Annotated in this window: 21 protein-coding genes; 9 read left to right on the forward strand and 12 right to left on the reverse strand. The window is 57.5% G+C overall.

The annotated features are described in order from the left end of the window. Positions 1-3: 3 nt before the first annotated feature. Positions 4-408: a flagellar basal body-associated protein FliL gene (locus tag TU76_RS18220; RefSeq protein WP_037032074.1), complete on the reverse strand. Its 405-nt coding sequence runs from the start codon at positions 406-408 to the stop codon at positions 4-6. A 51-nt stretch (positions 409-459) separates the two neighbouring features. Continuing rightward, complete coding sequence (locus TU76_RS18225) at positions 460-876, reverse strand: hypothetical protein (protein WP_048352295.1); 417 nt, start codon at positions 874-876, stop codon at positions 460-462. Positions 877-1,242: 366 nt separating this feature from the next. Here TU76_RS18225 and glpT point away from each other — a divergent pair, with 366 nt between their 5' ends. Continuing rightward, positions 1,243-2,598, forward strand: a complete 1,356-nt coding sequence (glpT, locus tag TU76_RS18230) for a glycerol-3-phosphate transporter (protein ID WP_019824474.1) — start codon at positions 1,243-1,245, stop codon at positions 2,596-2,598. Here glpT and TU76_RS18235 read toward each other — a convergent pair. After that, positions 2,595-3,254 (reverse strand): gamma-glutamylcyclotransferase, encoded by a 660-nt coding sequence (locus TU76_RS18235; protein ID WP_233099428.1) that lies wholly within the window; start codon positions 3,252-3,254, stop codon positions 2,595-2,597. The two genes, glpT and TU76_RS18235, sit on opposite strands and share 4 nt — an antisense overlap. 203 nt (positions 3,255-3,457) lie before the next feature. Between TU76_RS18235 and TU76_RS18240 the strand changes: the two genes are divergently transcribed. After that, positions 3,458-3,937, forward strand: a complete 480-nt coding sequence (locus TU76_RS18240; RefSeq protein WP_019824471.1) for a hypothetical protein — start codon at positions 3,458-3,460, stop codon at positions 3,935-3,937. 113 nt (positions 3,938-4,050) lie between these two features. Here the strand turns inward: TU76_RS18240 and TU76_RS18245 are convergent, their stop codons facing one another. The 4 genes from TU76_RS18245 to trxA all read right to left on the reverse strand — a co-directional run bounded on the left by TU76_RS18245 (position 4,051) and on the right by trxA (position 8,450). Continuing rightward, complete coding sequence (locus TU76_RS18245; RefSeq protein WP_019824470.1) at positions 4,051-5,019, reverse strand: CDP-6-deoxy-delta-3,4-glucoseen reductase; 969 nt, start codon at positions 5,017-5,019, stop codon at positions 4,051-4,053. Continuing rightward, positions 5,019-6,485, reverse strand: coding sequence for a 4-hydroxy-3-polyprenylbenzoate decarboxylase (gene ubiD, locus TU76_RS18250; RefSeq protein ID WP_019824469.1), 1,467 nt, complete (start codon positions 6,483-6,485; stop codon positions 5,019-5,021). The genes TU76_RS18245 and ubiD overlap by 1 nt, the downstream gene beginning before the upstream one ends. Before the next feature lie 142 nt (positions 6,486-6,627). Next, the gene (rho, locus tag TU76_RS18255) at positions 6,628-7,887 is read right to left on the reverse strand and encodes a transcription termination factor Rho (RefSeq protein ID WP_003438291.1); all 1,260 of its coding nucleotides are present in this window, start codon (positions 7,885-7,887) and stop codon (positions 6,628-6,630) included. 233 nt (positions 7,888-8,120) lie between these two features. Continuing rightward, positions 8,121-8,450 (reverse strand): thioredoxin TrxA, encoded by a 330-nt coding sequence (gene trxA, locus TU76_RS18260; RefSeq protein WP_016783018.1) that lies wholly within the window; start codon positions 8,448-8,450, stop codon positions 8,121-8,123. Between the two features lie 312 nt (positions 8,451-8,762). Here trxA and TU76_RS18265 point away from each other — a divergent pair, with 312 nt between their 5' ends. The 5 genes from TU76_RS18265 to ppx all read left to right on the forward strand — a co-directional run bounded on the left by TU76_RS18265 (position 8,763) and on the right by ppx (position 13,377). After that, positions 8,763-9,548, forward strand: a complete 786-nt coding sequence (locus tag TU76_RS18265; RefSeq protein ID WP_048352265.1) for a transporter substrate-binding domain-containing protein — start codon at positions 8,763-8,765, stop codon at positions 9,546-9,548. A gap of 21 nt (positions 9,549-9,569) precedes the next feature. After that, positions 9,570-10,235, forward strand: a complete 666-nt coding sequence (locus TU76_RS18270; RefSeq protein WP_048352266.1) for an amino acid ABC transporter permease — start codon at positions 9,570-9,572, stop codon at positions 10,233-10,235. Further along, positions 10,232-10,882 carry an amino acid ABC transporter permease gene (locus TU76_RS18275; RefSeq protein ID WP_173667410.1) on the forward strand — a complete coding sequence of 217 codons (651 nt, stop codon included), beginning with the start codon at positions 10,232-10,234 and terminating at the stop codon, positions 10,880-10,882. Before TU76_RS18270 ends, TU76_RS18275 begins: the two co-directional genes overlap by 4 nt. Further along, positions 10,869-11,606, forward strand: coding sequence for an amino acid ABC transporter ATP-binding protein (locus TU76_RS18280; protein ID WP_019824462.1), 738 nt, complete (start codon positions 10,869-10,871; stop codon positions 11,604-11,606). Before TU76_RS18275 ends, TU76_RS18280 begins: the two co-directional genes overlap by 14 nt. A gap of 268 nt (positions 11,607-11,874) precedes the next feature. Beyond that, positions 11,875-13,377, forward strand: coding sequence for an exopolyphosphatase (gene ppx / locus TU76_RS18285; protein WP_019824461.1), 1,503 nt, complete (start codon positions 11,875-11,877; stop codon positions 13,375-13,377). Between the two features lie 90 nt (positions 13,378-13,467). On the opposite strand, the gene ppk1 is transcribed toward ppx, so the two are convergent. Next, positions 13,468-15,705, reverse strand: coding sequence for a polyphosphate kinase 1 (ppk1, locus tag TU76_RS18290; protein ID WP_048352267.1), 2,238 nt, complete (start codon positions 15,703-15,705; stop codon positions 13,468-13,470). Between the two features lie 446 nt (positions 15,706-16,151). Here ppk1 and TU76_RS18295 point away from each other — a divergent pair, with 446 nt between their 5' ends. After that, positions 16,152-16,772 (forward strand): DedA family protein, encoded by a 621-nt coding sequence (locus TU76_RS18295; protein WP_048352268.1) that lies wholly within the window; start codon positions 16,152-16,154, stop codon positions 16,770-16,772. Here TU76_RS18295 and TU76_RS18300 read toward each other — a convergent pair. After that, on the reverse strand, positions 16,750-17,988 hold the full coding sequence (locus TU76_RS18300) for a sterol desaturase family protein (protein WP_048352269.1): 1,239 nt from the start codon (positions 17,986-17,988) through the stop codon (positions 16,750-16,752). The genes TU76_RS18295 and TU76_RS18300 overlap by 23 nt on opposite strands. A 108-nt stretch (positions 17,989-18,096) precedes the next feature. Between TU76_RS18300 and elbB the strand changes: the two genes are divergently transcribed. Then, complete coding sequence (elbB, locus tag TU76_RS18305; protein ID WP_048352270.1) at positions 18,097-18,762, forward strand: isoprenoid biosynthesis glyoxalase ElbB; 666 nt, start codon at positions 18,097-18,099, stop codon at positions 18,760-18,762. Here elbB and TU76_RS18310 read toward each other — a convergent pair whose 3' ends face one another. The 3 genes from TU76_RS18310 to TU76_RS18320 all read right to left on the reverse strand — a co-directional run bounded on the left by TU76_RS18310 (position 18,763) and on the right by TU76_RS18320 (position 21,923). Continuing rightward, positions 18,763-19,215 carry a YaiI/YqxD family protein gene (locus TU76_RS18310; RefSeq protein ID WP_048352271.1) on the reverse strand — a complete coding sequence of 151 codons (453 nt, stop codon included), beginning with the start codon at positions 19,213-19,215 and terminating at the stop codon, positions 18,763-18,765. A gap of 110 nt (positions 19,216-19,325) precedes the next feature. Further along, a complete protein-coding gene (locus tag TU76_RS18315) occupies positions 19,326-21,224 on the reverse strand; it encodes an FTR1 family protein (RefSeq protein ID WP_048352272.1) in 1,899 nt (632 codons plus the stop codon). 66 nt (positions 21,225-21,290) lie between these two features. Then, the gene (locus TU76_RS18320; RefSeq protein WP_019824448.1) at positions 21,291-21,923 is read right to left on the reverse strand and encodes a LysE family transporter; all 633 of its coding nucleotides are present in this window, start codon (positions 21,921-21,923) and stop codon (positions 21,291-21,293) included. Between the last annotated feature and the right edge of the window lie 30 nt (positions 21,924-21,953).

The following is a 21,953-nucleotide window of genomic DNA, read 5'->3' on the forward strand; positions in this document are numbered from 1 at the left end:
CCTTTACTGAACAATCAAATTGTTAAACAGCAAATCGTCCACCATCGGCTTGCCGGTCTCATCGCTCATCACCTGCCGGATCTGCTTCAAGGCTTCCTGACGCAGCTTCTCCTTGGCCTCGACGCTGCCCAGGGTTTCGCTGGTCTGTTGGGTAAACAGCCCCACCAACTGATTGCGAATCAACGGGTCATTAGCTTTAACCGCCTTTGCCGCCTCGGGGCCCGTCACGCGCAAGGAAATATCGGCCTTGTATACCTTGAGCTTCGAGCTGCCATCCAGGCCGTAGTTACCCACAAACGGCGGGCTCAGGCTTATGTAGCTGACCTTGTCGCCGCCTTCTTGCGCCTCTTCTCCAACCGCCGCCATCGGCAAGGACAGGGCCAGCATCAACATGATCCACGCTTTCACAATTCGCTCCTTAATACGGTTGGGTGCAAGCATACGGGGCTGCTTGCGGGCCTATCTACCCTTATCGGCCAATCCCTGAAAAGCCGTAGGCCTGCGCGAATCAGTTGTGTCCGGGCGCCCCGTCAGCAGCAGCGTCTTGACGGGCTCAGGCAACATGTCCACAAATTTTCGACTGCGTTTTCGCTGGCAGTTTTTAACCACCTTTTGCGCGCCTTGCGAAAGCGCGTACAAACCGGCTGCCAACTGATCAATGGAATACTGCCCGGCTTCAAAACCCTCAATCAATAGACTGCGGGTCTGCCTGAACACAGTCACTTCAGCCAGAGGCTGGTCGATCCCGCGGCGAATATAGCTATTAACTTCCCGATTCAACGTGAGACAGGTTGCGCGGTTCAGAGGATTCGAGAACGCCTCGGCCCGTACTTCCACTGCCATAAACATGACGAATAACCACACCCGATACTTCATCACCATCCCCCTTCGTTGCACCAAACCGCATCCACAGGAATTCAAAGGGGGAAATATTATTGATGTGTTGCCTGATTTCTCAGCTCACTGGCTCCGATCCTCTCGTGGGATCGCTCCGATTACACCTACCGCCTCTACCCACCTGAACATCACAAGCGGACTATTTCTAAGCGCTAGTGAATAGATTTCTGGGAGATCAGAGATCTCAACGGGTCTGGCATCGACTTTGTAGCCACACGACATGTTCAAAAGCGAAAACCGTACGTAGGATTTTTCCTTCCGCTCCAGGGAGAAGGCCTGTCATTTTCAGTAACGAAAATGTAACGTTCGACACCGCTGATATAACAAGAAATTTGGAGCTCTTGAATGTTTGCTTTTTTCCGACCTGCCGCACACCAGGCTCCCCTGCCTGAAGAAAAAATAGACAGCACCTACCGACGACTGCGCTGGCAGATTTTTGCCGGTATCTTTTTTGGTTATGCCGGTTACTACCTGTTGCGTAAAAACTTCTCCCTGGCCATGCCTTACCTGATTGACGAGGGTTATACCCGGGGTCAGTTGGGCGTGGCGATGTCGGCGATAGCCATTGCTTACGGCCTGTCCAAGTTCCTCATGGGACTGGTTTCCGACCGCTCTAACCCGCGCTTCTTTCTGCCTTTCGGCTTGATGATTTCAGCTGGAGTCATGTTCATTTTCGGTTTCGCACCTTGGGCAACGTCCAGCGTGACCATGATGTTCATTTTGCTGTTTATCAACGGTTGGGCGCAGGGAATGGGCTGGCCGCCCAGTGGCCGGACCATGGTTCACTGGTGGTCGCAGAAAGAACGCGGTGGAGTGGTATCGGTGTGGAACGTTGCCCACAACGTAGGCGGTGGTCTGATCGGCCCGCTGTTTTTGTTGGGCATGGCCTGGTTCAACGACTGGCACGCAGCCTTCTACGTACCCGCCACAGTTGCCCTGTTAGTGGCACTGTTTGCGTTTATTGCCATGCGCGATACACCGCAGTCCGTCGGCTTGCCGCCGATTGAGGAGTACAAGAATGACTACCCGGCGGGTTACAACGCCAGCCACGAAGACGAATTCAGCGCCAAAGAGATCTTCGTCAAATACGTGCTGCGTAACAAAATGCTCTGGTATATCGCCATGGCCAACGTGTTCGTTTACCTGCTGCGCTACGGCGTGCTGGACTGGGCACCGACCTACCTGAAGGAAGCCAAGCACTTCACGGTGGACACCACATCGTGGGCGTACTTCTTCTACGAGTGGGCAGGAATTCCCGGCACGCTGTTGTGCGGCTGGATGTCGGACAAGATTTTCCGCGGTAATCGCGGCCTGACCGGCATTGTGTTCATGTCGCTGGTGACTGTCGCCACACTGGTTTACTGGCTCAACCCGCCGGGCAACCCGACCATCGACATGATCGCGCTGTTTTCTATCGGCTTCCTGATTTACGGGCCGGTGATGCTGATCGGTTTGCAGGCGCTGGAGCTGGCACCGAAGAAAGCGGCCGGTACTGCCGCAGGCTTTACCGGACTGTTCGGTTACCTGGGCGGCTCGGTCGCGGCCAGTGCGGCCATGGGCTATCTGGTTGACCACTTCGGCTGGGATGGCGGCTTTGTACTGCTGATCAGCGCATGCCTGTTGGCCATCGCGTTCATGATCCCGACACTGCGCCACAAAAATGTGGCCAGTGAAGAACGTGCGGTTAACGCTCCCGCCTAAGGCGTGATCGACACACAGCGCTTGAGCCGCGCCTCCAGATTTCGATCTGGCATGGCGTGGCTGCGCAGGGCGCTTACGGTCTGCTCGACATAATCGCGAGTCGTGCCGTAGCGTCCGCTGGCGTTGGCCAGTACCTGGCTCAACACGCCATCTGGCAAGTTGCCCGCATAGCTGGGTAAATGTCGCTCCAGTACAAACCCCAAAGCCTGCACCTGACTGCCGTCTTCGAGTCGGCACGTTAGCCAGTGCGGCCGATACGAGGGCACTGGCATTTCACGCAACCACAGGGCGTAAAGCGAAGCGTCGAGGTTGTCTTCCGGCAATCGATAAGCGAAACCACTGCACGAGCCCCCACGGTCCAGGCCAAAGACCAGGCCCGGCCACTGCGGGGTGCCACGATGCTCGTGAGACCACAGATACAACCCGCGATGGTAACCATGCACCCGGCCACGCACGCGTTCGACCGCCGTACACTCAGGTCGCCAAATCAGCGAACCATACGCAAATAGCCAGACCGGCCCGCCCTGATGACGCGCCATGGTGCTGTGCATGGAGTTGAGCAATTGTTCTGGAGTCAGCGGCGCCCCGAGATCGAGTCGCGGCGGATAAGTCAGATTCAAGCAAGAAGATTCACTGATAGTGATTGCTGGGGGCATTGGGTCCTACAGGCATTACATGCAGTAAACAAAAATAACGATACTAATCTTATAGCACCCAATTCCATATGACCCACTCAGCAAGACATATGGCTGGGCGACTTCCTGATTGCCACTCGACTAAAATCCGTTTTGTTCAGGGGATGTTCAAGTTATCCCTTTATAGTTGCCGGCCGCAGGCGCACACCCAACGAGGTCGTTATATGAGAAAACTTGGGATTTGCTTCCTGTTGATATTGGCCTATGCCAGTTCAGCGCTGGCAGAAGATGAAACAGAGCAAAAAAAAGACGGCTTTTGGTATCTGCAAACCAGTGTCTACACCCGGCACTTTTCGCCAGACTCTGAGCACAACAACAATCAGGATCTGATCGGCATTGAGCGCCATGACGCGTCGGGCTGGTTAGTCGGCGGGGCAACCTTTCGCAACTCATTTCGCCAGCGTTCGTATTACGCCTACGCAGGCAAGCGCTTTGATAGCGACACTTACCCGGTCTATCTGAAACTGACGGGAGGCCTGCTGGAGGGGTATCACGGCGAATATCAGGACAAGATCCCGCTCAACCGCTTCGGCGTAGCCCCGGTGATCATTCCTTCGGTGGGTGTTTACTACGGCCCGGTCGCTGCCGAGTTGGTGTTGCTCGGCTTCAATGCCGCAATGATCACCACCGGTTTACGCTTTTGAGGCAAAACCTGTGAGAGCGGCGGTGCGACAATTCAACTTGCCGCGATGCAGACGGCGCGGTCTACCTGCTTGACCGCTGTGCTGCCATCGCAATCAAGCCCGCTCCCACACATTCATGGCCGCGGGCAGTAGGCAAATACATCGGCGCGCATCTGGTGCGCGTCCATGCCGGCTGCCACTAGGGCGTCGAGGGTGCCGTAGATCATCGCCGGTGAGCCGCTGGCATAAACATGCACACTGGCCAGATCACTGATGTCTTCGCACACCGCTTCATGGAGCATGCCGCACCGACCTTCCCAGCCACACAAATCACTCACCACTTTGTGCAGGAACAGGTTGGGGATTTGCTCCCATTGTTCCCACTCTTCCAGGGTGTAGAAATCTTCAGGACGACGTACGCCCCAGTACAAATGCACCGGATGCTTGAAGCCTTTTGCGCGGCAATGCTCGATCAGGCTGTGCATTTGCGCCATGCCGGTACCTGCAGCGATCAAGACCAGCGGGCCGTCCGGCAGTTCAGACAAGTGCGTGTCACCAAACGGCAGCTCAAGGCGAACCATTTTGTTGCGCTGCAGTTGCTCAATCAGACGCCGGGCGCTGTCCTCGCGAACCAGTACATGCAGCTCAAGGTCACGTCCCGAGTGGGGGGCACTGGCCAGTGAAAATGCCGACTTGTCGCCATTTTCACGCTCCAGCATCACGTATTGCCCGGCGTGATAACGGGGCGGCTTGCCCGCAGGCGCGCGCAAGCGCACCCGCCACACATCGCCACCCATATCGACACACTCGGTCAACTGACACGCCAGGCTACGCACCGGTAACTCTCCCAACGCAAGCACGCCATCCCACAACACCACACAGTCTTCAAGCGGGGCCGCCAGGCAGGTATAAAACTCGCCGTGATCACGCACGTCACCCGCCTGCTCCACCTGACCCTCGACCAGCAAGGCCGCACACACGTGGCAATTACCATTGCGACAGCTCTGCGGGCATTCATAGCCCAGACGTTGCGCCGCATCCAGAATTCGCTCGCCAGGCAAGGTTTCAAGCACCGCACCTGAAGGCTGCAAGGTTACACGCATCAATCTATTCCTAATTGATTCCAGATGTCATCGATTCGGCGAGTGACCGCCTCGTCCTTGACGATGACACGACCCCATTCGCGGGTGGTTTCACCTGGCCATTTGTTGGTCGCATCCAGCCCCATCTTCGAGCCCAGTCCGGAAACCGGCGAGGCAAAGTCGAGGTAGTCGATGGGCGTGTTATCGATCATCACCGTATCGCGCTTGGGGTCCATACGCGTGGTGATGGCCCAGATCACGTCATTCCAGTCGCGGGCATTGATGTCGTCGTCAGTGACGATAACGAATTTGGTGTACATGAACTGACGCAAAAACGACCACACACCCAGCATTACGCGCTTGGCATGCCCCGGATACTGCTTTTTGATGGTCACGATGGCCATACGATACGAGCAGCCTTCGGGCGGCAGGTAGAAATCGGTGATTTCCGGAAACTGCTTTTGCAGGATCGGCACAAACACTTCGTTAAGCGCCACACCCAAAATTGCCGGTTCATCCGGTGGACGGCCGGTGTAGGTGCTGTGGTAGATCGGCTTGACCCGGTGGGTGATGCGCTCGACGGTAAACACCGGGAAGCTGTCGACTTCGTTGTAGTAACCGGTGTGGTCCCCGTACGGGCCTTCGGGGGCCATCTCGCCAGGATGAATCACGCCTTCAAGAATGATTTCAGCCGTGGCCGGCACTTGCAGGTCATTACCGCGGCATTTCACCAGTTCGGTGCGATTGCCACGCAGCAAGCCCGCGAAGGCGTATTCGGAAAGGCTGTCTGGCACAGGGGTCACGGCGCCAAGGATGGTCGCAGGATCTGCACCCAGGGCCACGGAAACCGGGAATGGCTGGCCGGGGTGTTTTTCGCACCAGTCACGATAGTCCAGCGCGCCACCACGGTGGCTCAACCAACGCATGATGACCTTGTTGCGACCAATCACCTGCTGGCGATAAATGCCCAGGTTCTGACGTTCCTTGTTCGGACCTTTAGTCACGGTCAGGCCCCAGGTAATCAGGGGCGCCACGTCACCTGGCCAGCAGTGCTGAACCGGCAACTGGCCTAGGTCGACGTCATCCCCTTCAACGACCACTTCCTGGCACACCGCGTCCTTGATGACTTTGGGGGCCATGGCAATGATCTTGCGGAAGATCGGCAACTTGGACCATGCGTCTTTCAGGCCTTTAGGCGGCTCGGGCTCTTTGAGGAACGCCAGCAGCTTGCCGATTTCACGCAACTCACTGACCGCTTCGGCGCCCATGCCCAAAGCCACGCGCTCCGGCGTACCAAACAGGTTGCCGAGCACAGGAATGTCGTAACCCACCGGGTTTTCGAACAGCAAAGCCGGACCTTTTGCGCGCAACGTGCGATCGCAAATTTCTGTCATTTCCAGCTTGGGAGACACTGGAACCTGGATGCGCTTGAGTTCGCCGCGCTTTTCCAGGCCGCTGATAAAGTCGCGTAAGTCGCGATACTGCATGCTTGAGCCTCGTAGTGGCCGTGGCGTTGGGAAACAGAGTGTAGCGCCCAAGCCGTCTGTTCAGAAGGGAGAGCTGCCCGGATCAAAAAGCTCAGACAGCAAAAAGCCGGGTTTCCCCGGCTTTTGCTTAGCCTGCGATAGCTTACTTGCGCTTCATCGACAGGAAGAACTCATCGTTGGTCTTGGTCTGTTTCAGCTTGTCGATCAAGAACTCGATAGCTGCGACTTCGTCCATAGGATGCAACAGCTTGCGCAAAATCCACATGCGTTGCAGCTCGTCGTCCGCGGTCAGCAACTCTTCGCGGCGTGTGCCGGAGCGGTTGATGTTGATCGCAGGGAAGACGCGCTTTTCAGCGATCTTGCGGTCCAGAGGCAGTTCCATGTTGCCGGTGCCTTTGAACTCTTCGTAGATCACTTCATCCATCTTCGAGCCGGTTTCAACCAGCGCGGTAGCGATGATGGTCAGCGAGCCGCCTTCTTCGATGTTTCGCGCAGCACCGAAGAAACGCTTTGGCTTCTCAAGGGCGTGAGCATCGACACCACCGGTCAATACCTTGCCGGAGCTCGGGATCACGGTGTTGTAGGCACGGGCCAGACGGGTGATGGAGTCGAGCAGGATCACCACGTCTTTTTTGTGTTCGACCAGGCGCTTGGCCTTCTCGATCACCATTTCAGCAACCTGCACGTGGCGGGTTGGCGGCTCGTCGAAAGTGGAAGCGACCACTTCGCCGCGCACGGTACGCTGCATTTCGGTCACTTCTTCAGGGCGCTCGTCGATCAACAGAACGATCAAGTGCACTTCAGGGTTGTTACGCGAAATGTTCGACGCGATGTTCTGCAACATGATGGTCTTGCCCGCTTTTGGCGGAGCAACGATCAGACCGCGCTGACCTTTACCGATCGGCGCACAGAGGTCGATGACACGACCGGTCAGATCTTCGGTGGAACCGTTACCGATTTCCATCTTCATGCGAACGGTCGGGAACAGCGGCGTCAAGTTCTCGAAGAGAATCTTGTTTTTCGCGTTCTCTGGACGATCGTAGTTGATCGTGTCGACTTTCAGCAGTGCGAAGTACCGCTCGCCTTCTTTAGGCGGACGGATTTTACCGACGATGGTATCGCCAGTGCGCAAGTTGAAGCGTCGAATCTGGCTTGGCGAGACGTAGATATCGTCTGGGCCGGCCAGATAGGAGGCGTCAGCGGAGCGCAGGAAGCCGAAGCCGTCCTGGAGAATCTCCAGCACGCCATCACCGGAGATTTCCTCGCCGCTTTTCGCGTGCTTTTTGAGCAGGGAGAAAATCACGTCCTGCTTGCGCGAACGGGCCATATTTTCTATGCCCATCTGTTCGGCCAATTCGAGCAGTTCGGTAATCGGCTTTTGCTTGAGTTCAGTCAGGTTCATATAGGAATGACGTAACCATTTATGGGGAGGGAAATTAAGCTTTTGGCTTAATGAGGCCGCGCCGCAGAGAAGGCGACAGGATCGCGTACTAATTCGATAAGGAGTGCGTCGGCGACGGCTTGCAGGGGGCAGTGGAGAAACCAGTGCGGGGCCGAATGTACCACTTGAGTTTCATAGCGTCTAGTCCTTGAGCCATGAAAAAGCCCCGCATTTAGCGGGGCTTTTATCGACGCTTAGATATTGGCGTCGAGGAATGCAGCCAACTGCGACTTCGACAGCGCACCGACCTTGGTGGCTTCGACGTTGCCGTTCTTGAACAGCATCAACGTAGGAATACCACGTACGCCGTGCTTGGCCGGGGTTTCCTGGTTTTCATCAATGTTCAGCTTGGCAACAGTCAGCTTGCCTTTGTAAGTCTCTGCGATCTCGTCCAGAACCGGCGCGATCATTTTGCAAGGGCCACACCATTCAGCCCAGTAGTCGACCAGTACAGCGCCTTCAGCCTTGAGAACATCGGCCTCAAAGCTAGCGTCGGTGACGTGTTTAATAAGATCGCTGCTCATGGAAGTCTCCGTGGTTGTAAGCAAAAACGTAGCACATCATAGCCGTCATCTCCGCGTTCAGGAAGGTGAGGGATGATTGACTCTCACTATAGTGGTGCATGAGTGCGGATATCGCTCCGATCTTTTATGTAAACCCTCTGCATAGCCCGCTCAATTACGGGGCACCCATAACAACTCCCGTGCACCATTGAAGTTCACTCGACCAGCCGAATGCCCCCGAACCTGACCTGCGACCTCAAAAAAACGCTGTTGGCATGGCCTGTGCTCTGCTCCAAACAGACACCACTGCCCGCCCGTTCCCGGAGAGTTGCCATGACCCAGCGTTACAGCGCCCTGATTTGCGCCTTGTTCGCCAGCCTGATGCTGAGCCAGGCCCCGGCTCACGCCAATGACCTCGAAGAAGTGATTGCACGCGGCACGCTCAAGGTCGCAGTGCCCCAGGACTTTCCGCCCTTCGGCTCGGTTGGCCCTGACATGAAGCCCCGCGGGCTGGACATCGACACCGCCAAACTGCTGGCCGACCAGCTCAAGGTCAAGCTTGAACTGACCCCCGTCAACAGCACCAATCGCGTGCCTTACCTGACGACCGGCAAAGTCGATGTGGTGATATCCAGCCTCGGCAAAAACCCGGATCGTGAAAAAGTCATCGATTTTTCCCACGCTTATGCGCCGTTCTACCTGGGCGTGTTTGGACCACCGGCCGCTCAAATCACCACATTGGATGACCTGAAGGGCAAAACCATCAGCGTCACCCGAGGTGCTATCGAAGATATCGAACTGACCAACGTGGCTCCTGCCGGCGTCACGATCAAACGCTTCGAAGACAACAACTCAACCATTGCCGCCTACCTGGCAGGCCAGGTGGACTTAATCGCCAGCGGCAACGTGGTGATGGTCGCCATCAGCGAACGCAACCCCAAACGCATTCCGGCGATGAAACTCAAACTCAAGGATTCGCCCGTCTACGTGGGTGTCAACAAGGGTCAGTCCGAGTTGCTGGACAAGGTGAACCAGATTCTCGCCACGGCCAAAGCTGACGGCAGCCTGGAGAAAAACGCGCTGCAATGGCTCAAAGAGCCGTTGCCAGCTGACCTCTGATAGCGGGCGACGAGGTCAATCATGGCTTATCAGTTTGACTTTTTACCGGTGCTGCAAAACAGCGACCTGTTATTACGCGGCGCCCTGTTTACCCTGGAACTGACCGCCATCGGCACGGTACTCGGGGTCAGCCTGGGGATTGTCGGCGCGGTGGTGCGGGCGTGGAATATTCGGCCTTTTGCTGCGCTGTTCGGGTTGTATGTCGAGTTGATTCGCAACACGCCGTTCCTGGTGCAACTGTTTTTTATCTTCTTTGGCCTGCCGGGCCTGGGCCTGCATATCAGCGAATGGCAAGCCTCGGTGCTGGCGATGGTGATCAACCTCGGCGCCTATTCCACGGAAATCATTCGTGCTGGCATCCAGGCGATCCCCAAAGGCCAACTGGAAGCCGCCTCAGCATTGGCCATGAGCCGATTCGAAACGTTTCGTTATGTGGTGCTGCAACCGGCGCTGGCCAAGGTGTGGCCCGCATTGAGCAGCCAGATCATCATCGTGATGCTCGGGTCGGCGGTTTGCTCACAAATTGCCACTGAGGAGCTGAGCTTTTTCGCCAATTTCATTCAGTCGCGCAACTTCCGGGCTTTTGAAACCTATGCCCTGACGACCATGATTTATCTGTGCATGGCCTTGCTGATCCGCCAGTTGTTGAACTGGGTCGGCCGCCGCTACCTGACCAGGAGCCGCTGATGGACTTCACCTTCTGGGACATCGTGCGCAATTTGCTGATGGGTTTGCGATGGACCGCAGCCCTGTCGATCGTCGCATTTATCGGCGGCGGCCTGATCGGGTTGCTGGTGCTGCTGATGCGCATCTCCAAAAGCCGCTTCGCCCGCACTCTGGCACGCGGCTATATAGAGTTGTTTCAAGGCACTCCCTTGCTGATGCAGCTGTTTTTGATCTTTTTTGGCGTCGCCTTGCTGGGCATCGACATTTCGCCATGGATGGCAGCCGCGCTGGCCCTGACCTTGTTCACCAGCGCCTACCTGGCCGAGATCTGGCGGGGCTGTGTCGAGTCGATCGCCCACGGTCAATGGGAGGCCTCGGCGAGCCTGGCCATGAGCCCGCTTGAGCAGTTGCGTTACGTGATCCTGCCGCAAGCCGTGCGGGTCGCCATTGCGCCCACCGTGGGGTTTTCAGTGCAGGTCATCAAAGGCACTGCCGTGACTTCCATCATCGGTTTCACCGAGCTGACCAAGACCGGCAGCATGCTGGCCAATGCGACTTTTGAGCCCTTTATGGTCTATGGCCTGGTGGCGCTCGGTTACTTCCTCTTGTGCTACCCCTTGTCACTCAGTGCGCGCCATCTCGAAAGGAAACTGCATGCCTCTGCTTAGAGTTACCGCCCTGCATAAATATTACGGCGACCACCACGTGCTTAAAGGCATCGACCTGACCGTCGAGCAGGGACAGGTTGTCGCGATCATCGGCCGAAGTGGCTCAGGCAAGAGCACCTTGCTCAGAACCCTGAACGGGCTGGAATCCATTAACGACGGGGTGATTGAAGTCGATGATGAATACCTGGACGCCGCCCGTGCCGACTTGCGCAGCCTGCGCCAGAAGGTCGGCATGGTGTTCCAGCAGTTCAACTTGTTCCCGCACCTGAGCGTGGGCGAAAACGTCATGCTCGCCCCGCAAGTGGTGCAAAAAGTACCCAAGGCCAAGGCCGCCGTATTAGCCCGGGAAATGCTGGAGCGAGTGGGTTTGGGCGACAAGTTCGATGCATTTCCCGAGCGTCTGTCGGGCGGGCAACAGCAGCGTGTGGCGATTGCTCGCGCGCTGGCCATGTCACCCAAGGTGCTGCTGTGTGACGAAATCACCTCTGCGCTCGACCCGGAGCTGGTCAACGAGGTGCTCAGCGTGGTGCGCCAGCTGGCGCGTGAAGGGATGACGCTGATTATGGTCACCCACGAAATGCGTTTCGCCCGTGAGGTCGGAGACAAGCTGGTATTCATGCATCAGGGCAAGGTGCATGAAGTGGGCGATCCAAAAGAGTTGTTCGCCAACCCTAAAACCCCGGAGCTGGCGAATTTCATCGGGACGGTGGAGGTGAACGGCTAAGCGCATCCCCCCTGTGGGAGCGGGCTTGCTCGCGATCCAGGCGACGCGATGAGTCAGATGCACCGTGTTGATGCCATCGCAAACTAGCCCGCTGCCACAGAAAAACCGACCTGACACGGCACTTAAATCGCACACAAAAAAACGAACTGTCCCGGAACAGCTAACGTCATTGCTTTCGTGCTCCATATCAATGCATCTGACATCGCGCGTTGGCGCGAGCGTTTGATCGTGGCACGATGAACAGGTTATCGACCGAGACTCCTCAACCATGCCCCAATCCCAAGCCAAGAATCCGTCCCTGATCGCCGCCATCGATCTGGGTTCTAACAGCTTTCACATGGTGGTGGCCAAGGCCCAGAATGGCGAAATCCGCATTCTTGAGCGTCTTGGTGAAAAGGTGCAGTTAGCTGCCGGCATCGACGAAGAACGCAAGCTCACCGAAGAATCCATGCAGCGCGGGCTCGATTGCCTCAAGCGTTTTGCCCAGTTGATCAACGGTATGCCGTTGGGCGCCGTGCGCATTGTGGGGACTAACGCATTGCGTGAAGCGCGTAACCGCAACGAGTTTATCGTGCGCGCCGAAGAGATCCTGGGGCACACCGTCGAAGTGATTTCCGGCCGTGAAGAAGCACGCCTTATCTATCTTGGCGTTTCCCATACCCTCGCCGACACACCGGGCAAGCGCCTGGTGGCCGACATTGGCGGCGGCAGTACCGAATTCATTATTGGCCAGCGCTTTGAACCGCTGCTGCGCGAAAGCCTGCAGATGGGCTGCGTCAGCTTCACCCAGCGTTACTTTCGCGACGGCAAGATCACCCCGGCCCGCTATGCCCAGGCCTACACGGCTGCGCGTCTTGAAATCATGAGTATCGAGCACGCCTTGCACCGTTTGACCTGGGATGAGGCCATCGGCTCCTCAGGCACCATTCGGGCCATCGGCCTGGCCCTGAAGGCTGGCGGTCATGGCAATGGCGAGGTGAATGCCGAAGGCTTGTCCTGGCTAAAGCGCAAGCTGTTCAAGCTGGGTGAGGTGGAAAAAATCGACTTTGAAGGCATCAAGCCTGACCGTCGGACCATTTTCCCGGCCGGGCTGGCGATTCTTGAAGCGGTGTTCGACGCCCTTGAACTGCAGCGCATGGATCACTGCGACGGCGCACTGCGTGAAGGCGTCCTGTACGACCTGCTGGGCCGTCATCACCATGAAGACGTACGCGAGCGCACCCTCAGCTCGCTGATGGACCGCTATCACGTCGACCGCGAGCAGGCCGCCAGGGTTGAACGCAAGGCCCTGCGCGCTTTTGATCAGGTGGCCAAGTCGTGGGATCTGAAAGACGGTGTCTGGCGTGAACTGCTGGGTTGGGCGGCCAAGGTGCATGAAGTCGGGCTGGACATTGCCCACTATCACTACCACAAGCACGGCGCCTACCTGATCGAGCACTCCGACCTTGCCGGTTTCTCACGCGAAGACCAGCAAATGCTCGCGCTGCTGGTGCGCGGTCATCGTCGAAATATTCCTAAAGACAAGTTCGCCGAGTTTGGCGAAGACGGTATCAAGCTGATTCGCCTGTGTGTGCTGCTGCGCTTTGCGATCCTGTTCTACCACATCCGTGGTAACCAGGAAGCTTCGCAGGTCAAGCTGCGCGCCGAGGGCGATCACCTTGAAGTGATCTTCCCCGAAGGCTGGCTTGAACAAAACCCGCTGACCCAGGCCGACTTCGAACAAGAAGCTCAATGGCTGACCCGGGTCGGGATTGTGCTGACGGTGTCTTGACGCGACGCCCCTCAAACCAGACAAATGTGGGAGCGACCCTGCTCGCGAAGGTTATTCGCGAGCAGGCTCGCTCCCACAAGGGCAGCTGCGTTACACCGAAGGCCCGGTGCTCACCGTCAATACGGGCAGGCTCAAACGCTCCAGCAATGTTGCCTGGGCGCTGCGTGGGTTCTGGTTACCGGTTGGCGTGTTGCGGATGTAACGGCCGTCCGATTGCAGGCTCCAGCTGTGGGTGTTGTCGGTCAGGTAGCACTCCAGTTCTTTCTTGACCCGCAAAATCAGCTTTTTACCCTCTACCGGGAAGCACGTCTCCACGCGTTTATCGAGGTTGCGCTCCATCCAGTCGGCACTGGACAGGAACATCTGTTCTTCACCGCCGTTGAGGAAGTAGAACACCCGTGTGTGCTCCAGGAAGCGGCCGATGATCGAGCGCACGTGGATGTTGTGCGATACACCTGGAATGCCCGGGCGCAGGCAGCACATCCCACGCACAATCAGATCGATTCGCACGCCTGCCTGGCTGGCTTTGTACAGCGCACGGATGATTTTCGGATCGGTCAGCGAGTTGAACTTGGCAATGATGTGCGCAGGCTTGCCTTCGACCGCGAACTGGGTCTCGCGGGCAATCATGTCGAGCATGCCCTTTTTCAACGTAAACGGCGCATGCAGCAGTTTTTTCATGCGCAGCGTCTTGCCCATGCCAATCAGCTGGCTGAACAACTTGCCCACGTCTTCACACAGCGCGTCGTCCGAGGTCAGCAGGCTGTAATCGGTGTAGAGCTTGGCGTTGCCAGCGTGATAGTTGCCGGTACCCAAGTGCGCGTAACGCACGATCTCCCCCGCCTCACGACGCAGGATCAGCATCATCTTGGCGTGGGTCTTGAAGCCAACCACGCCGTAGATCACTACCGCACCGGCCGCTTGAAGACGGCTGGCCAGTTGCAGGTTGGACTCTTCGTCAAATCGCGCACGCAGCTCGATCACCGCGGTGACTTCTTTACCGTTACGCGCTGCATCGACCAGCGCATCAACGATTTCGGAGTTGGCACCGCTGCGGTACAGGGTTTGGCGCACCGCCAGTACATGCGGGTCTTTGGCCGCCTGACGCAGCAAATCAACGACCGGGGTAAACGATTCAAACGGGTGCAGCAGCAAAATGTCCTGCTTGCTGACCACGCTGAAAATGTTCTCGCTGTTCTGCAACAACTTAGGGATAGCCGGGGTGAACGGCGTGTATTGCAGCTCAGGGTGGCTGTCGAGCCCCGTGATGCTGAAGAGACGCGTGAGGTTCACCGGGCCATTGACCTGATACAACTCGGTTTCGTGCAGGCTGAACTGCTTGAGCAGGTAGTCGGACAGATGCTTGGGGCAGGTATCTGCGACTTCCAGACGCACGGCATCACCGTAACGACGAGAGAACAACTCGCCGCGCAGGGCGCGGGCCAGGTCTTCTACATCTTCGGTATCGACCGCCAGATCGGCGTTACGGGTCAGGCGGAACTGATAGCAGCCTTTTACTTTCATGCCCTGAAACAGATCATCGGCGTGCGCATGAATCATCGACGACAGGAACACGTAGTTGTCCCCTGCGCCGCCAACTTCTTCAGGCAACCTGATGACACGCGGCAGCAGGCGCGGCGCCGGGATAATCGCCAGGCCCGAATCACGACCAAAGGCATCGATGCCTTCAAGCTCGACGATAAAGTTAAGGCTCTTGTTCACCAGAAGCGGGAACGGGTGCGTTGGGTCAAGGCCAATCGGGGTGATGATCGGCGCAATTTCGTCGCGGAAGAACTTGCGTACCCACGCCTTGATCTTGGTGTTCCAGTGCCGGCGACGGATAAAGCGCACCTGATGCTTTTCAAGTTCGGGCAGCAGGATGTCGTTGAGGATCGCGTATTGGCGATCAACATGGCCATGAACCAGCTCACTGATACGGGCCAGGGCCTGATGCGGTTGCAAGCCATCAGCACCAGCCTGTTCACGGGCGAAGGTGATTTGCTTCTTCAGGCCCGCGACACGAATCTCAAAAAATTCATCCAGGTTGCTGGAGAAAATCAGCAGGAACTTCAGACGCTCAAGCAGGGGGTAGGACTCATCCAGTGCTTGTTCCAGCACACGAATGTTGAACTGCAATTGCGACAGCTCACGGTGGATATACAGGCTGCTGTCATCAAGGCCAGGAATGGTAATCGCCGGATGTACCGCCGCATGCGTTTCGGCTGCAACAGGCGCAGGGGCATGAGGTTCAGGCGGGGTTTCAGAGACTGGCTCAGCAATCGGCTGAGCTTCAGTGGCAACGATTTCAGCAAGTCCTTCGGTATTCATTGAATGATCCTGTAAGAGCGGGTTTGACTCTCGTAACAGTTAAGCGGCGCCGCCAGTCAAGTTGCCAGAATGCCATCAACGCCTGCGGGTTTAAACCGCTCATAGGCGCTTTATGCGGGCTAGAGCCTGGTTAGAGGGCGATTTGTTGAAATTGTTTCCAGAGGTACCGGCATGTGGGAGCGGGCTTGCTCACGATGGCATCACCTGTGCTTGCCTGCCAGGCCGCGTAGCCCCCATCGCAGGCAAGCCAGCTCCCACAGGTTTGAGGCAATAATCACCTCGCGCATGGTTATAGCCCCTCGCCATGAACACTAGATGACAACGCTAATGATGTTGGTCAAATACACATGATTTGTAGGATTTGTTAACGCAAAGACACATTTCGATACTTTCCCGAACGTCCCTTAAGGCGTAGGCTGCGCGTTCATTTCGCCAGCATCCAGACAATGCTCCAACAATTTCTTCAAGAATTCGGCTACTTCGCCCTGTTTCTAGGGACGTTCTTTGAAGGTGAGACCATTCTGGTTCTCGCAGGCTTCTTGGCGTTCCGCGGATACATGGACCTCAAACTGGTCATGATCGTGGCGTTCCTCGGCAGTTATGCCGGTGATCAGTTGTGGTATTTCCTGGGGCGCAAGCACGGCCGCAAACTGTTGGCGCGCAAACCGCGCTGGCAACTTATGGGCGACAAGGCGCTGGAGCACATTCGCAGGCACCCGGATATCTGGGTCTTGAGTTTTCGCTTCGTCTACGGCCTGCGTACCGTCATGCCTGTGGCAATTGGCCTGTCGGGATACCCTCCGGGCCGCTACCTGTTGCTCAATGGTATCGGTGCTGCCATTTGGGCTATCGCCCTGGCTACTGCGGCGTACCACTTTGGTGCCGTACTCGAAGGTTTGCTGGGTAACGTCAAGAAATATGAGCTGTGGGTGCTTGGAGCATTGCTGCTGATCGGCCTGGGCCTGTGGGCCCGCCGCCGCTTCAAGAATGCGCGCCAGGCCAAACAGACCGCACTCGAAGAGAAGAACAAAACCAGCGTTGAGGTCAGCAACCCGCCAGCTGAGTGATCCGGCTTCTGCACCTATACAGGCCCATCACACTCAACACGGTGTAACTGAACAGGCCGATCCAGCCCAATGCGCTGGCCGGCCATAGCCCCGCCCAAGGGGCCAGCCATAGCAGCGGCACATTCAGCGCCAGGCGCACCCCCTCAAGCTTCAGCGCCCAGGGCCTATTCTCCAGCCCGGCCCCCAGCACGAACAACCCCAATGCCATATAGCCCCACCCCAGGATCAACGCCGGGGTCGGCAATGTCTCGCCCAGGTTCAGCAAATAGCTCCCCAGCGCCACATAAACCGCGAATTGTGCTGCGATGTACAGCTGTTGGCGCAACGGTAATGGGACTTCGAACTTTTCAAACTGGCTCAACTCTGGCTTGTCCCTCGGGTATTTCGTCGCCACATCCGCAGGGCGCCAGCCCGTGGGCATAAACCAGATCCGCAGTTTGTCCCGCCAGCGCTCGGTGCGCCGGGCATCGGCGAGTAACTGACCATAAAATTGCCAATTGGCCCACAGCGGGTTCCAGCTTTGCAGCGGTGTCGTCACGCCGAAAATAACCGGTTCCGCGTCCTCCTCTTCCTGAAAGGTGCCAAACAATCGGTCCCACAGAATGAACACCCCTCCGTAATTACGATCCATGTAGAGAGCATTCTGCGCATGGTGAGCCCGATGATTGGAAGGCGTCACAAAGAACCACTCGAACCAGCCCAGCTTGGGTACATGGCGGGTATGGACCCAAAACTGATAGAGCAGGTTAAGCGTCGCTACAGTGACGAACACCAGCAGCGGCACGCCCAGTACGGCCATCGGCAGGTAAAAGACCCAGCCAAATACGAACCCGGTACTGGTTTGGCGCAGGGCGGTGGACAAGTTGTAGTCTTCACTCTGGTGATGCACCGAGTGCGCGGCCCACAGCACATTGCGCTCATGCCCGAGGCGATGGTGCCAGTAATAGCAAAAGTCGTAGAACACAAAAGCAAACAGCCAGACCCACAGGCTGTCTTCCGGCAGTTGCACCAGCGCCAAATACTTGAGCGCCAGCGCGTAAGTGATCAGGCCTACGCCTTTGGTCAGCAAACCGGTAGTGGTCGACAGCACACCCGCGCTCAAGCTGCTGATGGTGTCTGCCAGGCGATAGGTGCGCATCCCGCGCCAGCGGTCAGCCAGCAACTCGACGGCAATCAGTACAAAGAAAAACGGAACTGCATACAGAATCAGCTTCATGGCACACCCCGTCCGACAATTCCTAAAGCGTAGGCGGACTTCGCGCGAAACCCTATGGCATCAAGCGCCAAATCAGGCGACATTAACGCCATGAACAAGGAGACCGACATGACCACAAAAAAAGTTGCCGTCATTCTTTCGGGTTGCGGCGTCTATGACGGCGCCGAGATCCACGAAAGCGTGATCACCCTGCTGCGCCTGGACCAGCGCGGCGCCAAAGTGCAGTGCTTTGCCCCCGACATTGCGCAACTGCACGTCATCAACCACCTGACCGGCGAACAAATGCCCGAGACGCGCAATGTGCTGGTGGAATCCGCCCGTATTGCCCGAGGTGAAATCAAGGATGTGCGTGAAGCCAAGGTCGAAGACTTTGACGCCCTGATCATTCCCGGCGGTTTTGGGGCAGCCAAAAACCTGTCCAGCTTTGCCACTGAAGGCGCCGCGTGCACGGTTCAGGCTGACGTTCTGTGCTTGGCCGAGGCTTTTGCCGAAGCGGGTAAACCCATTGGCTTGATGTGTATTTCGCCCGCCATCGCCGCCAAGATTTATGGCCCGGGCGTGATTTGCACCATCGGTTCGGACGCAGACACCGCCGCCGCCGTAACCAAGATGGGGGGTTCCCACGAAGAGTGCGAAGTGTCGGAAATTGTCGAAGACAAAGCCCGAAAACTGGTCAGCACCCCGGCCTACATGCTCGCCCAGTCCATCAGCGAAGCGGCATCCGGGATCAACAAAATGGTTGACCGCGTGCTGGAGCTGACCCAAAAGGCCTGATCAGCCTCGCGACAACCGGGTCAGGATACGGTCCAGCGAGTTGGCGAACGCCTGCTTTTCGCGTTCGCCATACGCGCCCTGCCCTCCACTGACCTGACCTTGCTCGCGCAGATCGGTAAACAGGTTGCGCACCGCCAGCCGCTCCCCCATGTTCTGCGGGTCAAACTCCTTGCCCCGCGGATCCAGCGCTGCAACGCCCTTTTTCACCAGCCGATCGGCCAACGGCACATCGCTGCAAATCACCAGCTCACCGGGCACCGCGTGCTCCACCAAGTAGTCATCAGCCGCATCCGGGCCACTGGGCACCACGATCAATTTGACCAACGCGTAGGTCGGCTTGATCTGACTCTGCCCCGCCACCAGCACCACCTCAAACTGACGCTTGAGGGCGAACTTGATGACTTGGTCCTTCGCTGCCTTGGGGCAAGCGTCTGCGTCGATCCAGACACGCATGGGGTAACTCCTGAACAGTGATGGCTACAAAAAACACTTCTACCGTGGAAGCGAGCCTGCTCGCGAAGATCGTTCGCGAGCAGGCTCGCTTCCACGGCATGAGTTTGTGCTTACGAAGCCTGCACCCGGCGTTTTTCAGCCAGCTTGCTACGGCTGTACAGCACGATAATCGCCAGAATGGCGACTGCCTGCGCACTCAGCGAGTACGCATCGGCGTGAATGCCCAACCAGTCGAAGTCAAAGAACGCTACCGGCCGCGTGCCGAAAATGCCGGCCTCTTGCAGCGCTTTCACGCCATGCCCGGCGAACACTACCGACAGCGCGCACAGCAGTGCCGCGTTGATGCCGAAGAACAGCGCCAATGGCAATTTGGCCGAGCCGCGCAGGATGATCCACGCCAGGCCCATCAGCAATACCAGTGCCGTGGCGCCACCCGCTATTACCGCGTTGTGACCTGCAGGGCCGGCTTGCAACCACAGGGTTTCATAAAACAGGATCACTTCGAACAGTTCGCGGTACACCGAGAAAAACGCCAGGATCGCAAAACCAAAACGCCCGCCACCGCTGACCAGACTGCTTTTGATGTAGTCCTGCCACGCCGCCGCATGACGACGGTCGTGCATCCAGACACCCAGCCACAACACCATGACGCTGGCGAACAAGGCGGTACAACCTTCAAGCAGTTCGCGCTGGGCGCCACTGACGTCAATGACATAGGCGGCCAGGGCCCAGGTAGCAAGGCCCGCAACCAGGGCCAGGCCCCAGCCAATGTTGACGCTACGCACCGCCGATTGCTGGCCGGTGTTACGCAAAAAGGCAAGAATTGCAGCCAGGACCAAAATGGCTTCCAGACCTTCGCGCAGCAAAATCAACAAGCCTGAAACATAGCTCAACGTCCAGCTCAAACCATCGCTGCCCAGCAGCCCGGCTGATTCTTTCAGCAAGTCTTTTGCGGCGTCCAGACGCTGCTCGACCTGTTCGATCGGCAAGCCATCCTGCAACGACTGCCGATACGCCATCAGGGCTTTCTCGGTATTTTTGCGCACGTTGGCGTCAACGTTATCCAGCGAGCTTTCGACCAGTTCAAAGCCTTCCAGATAAGCGGCTACCGACAGGTCGTAGGCTTGCTCACGGTCGCCGGCGCGGTAGGCCGCGAGGCTTTTGTCCAGGGTGGCGCTGGTGTAATCGAGCAACTGCGCCGGGCCGCGTTTGACTTGCGGCGGTTGCGCGCGCTGGGCACGGAAGGTCGCAGTCGCCTCGGGGCCTTCAGCTGCCAGCACTTCATTCGGGGTTTGACGGGCTAGATCCGCCAGGTTGTAGGTTTTGTCTGCCTTCACAGCCGCCGGGTCAGCACTCAAGCCGGCGATGTAGGTCGCCAGGTCCCAACGCTGACGCTCGTCCAGCTGATCGGCAAACGAAGGCATGTCAGTGCCCTCAACGCCCAGGCCCAGCGTGTTGTAGATCGCGTAAAGGCTGAGCCGGTCCAGACGCTGCACATCGCGCAGGTTAGCCGGAGGCGGCGTCATGCCCACACTGGCGGGGCCATCACCGACGCCGGTTTCACCGTGGCACACCGAGCAATGCTGGGCATATAACGGTGCGCCGCGGGTGGGGTCAGGGGTAATAGCAGGTGCCTGGCTGACCTCGTAGGCCACCGCCAGTCTGGCACCCAGCTGCCGCGCTTCACGGGCAACGGCGGTGCCGTCCTCACGCTTTTCGATGGCGGCATGCAAGGCATTCACGCCCCGGGCCAAATCGGCTCGTTCAGGACGTTCTGGCAAGTCCGCAATCAAGCCCTTGAGTACGGTCAGAAACTCCAGCTGCTCGCGGTACTCGGTTTCATCGATGACCTTCCCGTCCTCAACGGTAGGCGGGTAGTCCGCGCCGATGTAGTCGATCAGGTGCAGCGCTTGTGAGGCGCCTTCCGGGGAGTTGGCAGACACAGCAAGGCTGCACAACGCGAGCACTGGCAACATCAACCAGGCAAAAAAACGCGAGCGGGCGGTCATTAATAAATCCGGATGGAAATGAGAAGTAACACATTGTTCACTTCCAATGACCGCGACTCAAGATTTTTAGGTCGTGGCGCGATGCAACGTCGCAAGAAAACCCGCTGCGCCCACAAACAGGCCTGCAAAAGTGCGGTTCATGCGCCGTTGTTGCTTGGGGGTGCGCAGCAAACGCAGGACCTTGGACGCGAGCCCGGTGTATCCGGCCATTACGATCAGGTCAACGCAAATCATAGTCGCGCCCAGTGTGACGTATTGGGACACCAGAGGTGCAGAGGGATTTACGAACTGCGGCAGGACCGCGAGCATGAAAACAAGCGCCTTGGGGTTGCTGACATTGACTAGGAAGCCGCGAAAAATCAGCGCCAGAGGCTTACCGATGGGGCGCACGGCCGCGTCATCGCTAAGGTCCGCCGGGAGGGCACGCCACTGTTTAACGGCCAGGTAGACGAGGTACGCAACGCCGAACCATTTGATCGCGTAGAAGGCTGTGGATGAGGCGGCAAGCACTGCGCCAACCCCGGCGGCAACAATTGCAATTTGCAACGCCAGACCCAGTTGCAGGCCCAAAGCGTTCCAGTAACCGCGCCAGAAACCATATTGCAGACCGCACGACATCGAGGCAATTGCCCCTGCCCCAGGCGACAGGCTGATGACCCAACAGGCAGCAAAAAAGGCCAACCACGTTTCCAACGACATCGCACACCTCGGACAAGATCTGTAACAAGT

Origin of the sequence: Pseudomonas psychrophila (assembly GCF_001043005.1) — a bacterium.
Classification (GTDB): domain Bacteria; phylum Pseudomonadota; class Gammaproteobacteria; order Pseudomonadales; family Pseudomonadaceae; genus Aquipseudomonas; species Aquipseudomonas psychrophila.